This window comes from Allochromatium humboldtianum (assembly GCF_013385175.1).
In the GTDB taxonomy this organism is placed as follows: Bacteria; Pseudomonadota; Gammaproteobacteria; order Chromatiales; family Chromatiaceae; genus Thermochromatium; species Thermochromatium humboldtianum.
Genome location: NZ_JABZEO010000050.1, coordinates 1 through 1,640, shown reverse-complemented (window position 1 = coordinate 1,640; position 1,640 = coordinate 1). Strand labels below are relative to the sequence as shown.

Here is a 1,640-nt window from a genome sequence, read left to right as displayed (position 1 = left end):
GGCGGTTGCAGAAGCTGAGTGCAACACGGTTACTGGATTGAAGCAGGTGCATCATGCTGCAACGCCACTACCTCTGTCATGACCTCAATCGGGCATTTCCAATTGAAGCGCTTGCGCGGTCGGATGTTCAGTTCGTAGGCAATGGCATCCAACTGCTCCTGGCTGTACACCGACAAGTCCGTGCCCTTGGGCAGGTACTGGCGGATCAGGCCGTTGATGTTCTCGTTGCTGCCGCGCTGCCAGGGGCTGTGTGGGTCGCAGAAGTAGATCGCCACACCGGTCTTCTGGGTGATTTCCGCGTGCCGCGCCATCTCTCGCCCCTGGTCGTAGGTCATGCTCTTGCGTACAGCCAGCGGCATGCGGTTCAGCGCCGCGCTGAAGCCCTCCACCGCCGAGGTCGCCGTCGCATCGTTCATCTTCGCCAGGATCAGGTAGCCGCTGGTACGCTCGACCAGGGTGGCTACCGCCGAGGCGTTGGCCTTGCCCTTGATCAGATCGCCCTCCCAGTGACCGGGCATCAGGCGGTCTTCGATCTCCGGTGGGCGTACGTGGATGCTGACCATGTCGGGGATCTGGCCACGTCGATCCACCCCGCCGGAGCGCGGCCGGCGGGTAGTCTTGCCCTGCCGCAGACAGATGATCAGCTCCTTGCGCAGCTCGCCGACCGGCAGGGCATAGATCGCGTTGTAGATTGTCTCGCGGCAGACGTAGGCGTCTTCGAAGCTTGGGGATTTCATGGTTCGCAGCTTGCCGGCAATCTGCTCGGGAGAAAAGCGCTGTCGCAGCAGGTGGGCGACCAGCTCGAACAACTCGTTGCCGGGCACCAGCCGTTTTGCGGGTCGACAGACCACGCGGCGTGTATGCATCAAGCGCTGGGCATCGTCTGCAACGTACTCGCCTTGAGCATTCCGGTTGCGCCGGATCTCACGGCTGACCGTCGAGGGGCTGCGGTTCATCAGCCGGGCAAGCCTGCGCTGGCTGAAGCCATTGCACAGGCCGATCTGGATCGTGACGCGCTCTGTGGCGCTGAGTTCGTGATAGGACATGGGGCAACACCTTACCGAAATGGTCGGGTGTTGCACTCAGTTTTTGCGGCCGCCCATGATCAGCGCTCTACAAGAGCGAGCGCAATCCGCTGTTACAGTCATGGAGCAAAGTAGTCGGCAAGCGCACACGAGTGTAGCTCACGCAGAGGAAGCAGCTACAGCTCTTGATGGAATTGGCCAACGCGTTAACGAAATTACCGACATGAACGCGCAAATAGCGACTGCGGTCGAGCAGCAGGGAGCAGTAAGTGAAGACATAAACCGCAGTATTATCAATATACGCGATGCTGCTGATACCAATGTACAGACCGGGCAGAATAATTTGCAAAGTGCGAAATCTGTCGCTCAGTTAACTAGCGCTCTGAGCGAACTGGCAAAACAGTTTTGGGAAAAACGAGGATAACGCTTTTCAGTATCTCGACAGGGATAACTTACTTTACCATCGGTTATCCTTTTTAGCCGCACAAATTTTAGCCATGGCTTTTCAGGAAGTCAGGGCTATCAGAATGGCCTTAGAAAGCCTAGTCAAAGAGCTGTCACGAGAACACCGTTAGCTTAGCGTACGATTTTTTCCGAATTCTGCGGTTCCCCCTT

Annotated in this window: 2 protein-coding genes; one reads left to right on the top strand and one right to left on the bottom strand. The window is 57.5% G+C overall.

Annotation, left to right across the window (positions count from 1 at the left end; genetic code table 11):
* Positions 1-29 precede the first annotated feature (29 nt).
* Positions 30-1,046 carry an IS30-like element IS1394 family transposase gene (locus tag HW932_RS21395; RefSeq protein WP_032728035.1) on the bottom strand — a complete coding sequence of 339 codons (1,017 nt, stop codon included), beginning with the start codon at positions 1,044-1,046 and terminating at the stop codon, positions 30-32.
* A 100-nt stretch (positions 1,047-1,146) separates the two neighbouring features.
* On the opposite strand from HW932_RS21395, the gene HW932_RS21390 reads away from it, so the two are divergent.
* On the top strand, positions 1,147-1,449 hold the full coding sequence (locus HW932_RS21390; RefSeq protein WP_024168069.1) for a methyl-accepting chemotaxis domain-containing protein: 303 nt from the start codon (positions 1,147-1,149) through the stop codon (positions 1,447-1,449).
* Positions 1,450-1,640 lie beyond the last annotated feature (191 nt).

What these genes read in the sequence shown, in the direction of transcription:
- HW932_RS21395 (WP_032728035.1), bottom strand. Translation starts at nt 1,046, where the DNA reads ATGTCCTATCACGAACTCAGCGCCACAGAGCGCGTCACGATCCAGATC.
- HW932_RS21390 (WP_024168069.1), top strand. Translation starts at nt 1,147, where the DNA reads ATGGAGCAAAGTAGTCGGCAAGCGCACACGAGTGTAGCTCACGCAGAG.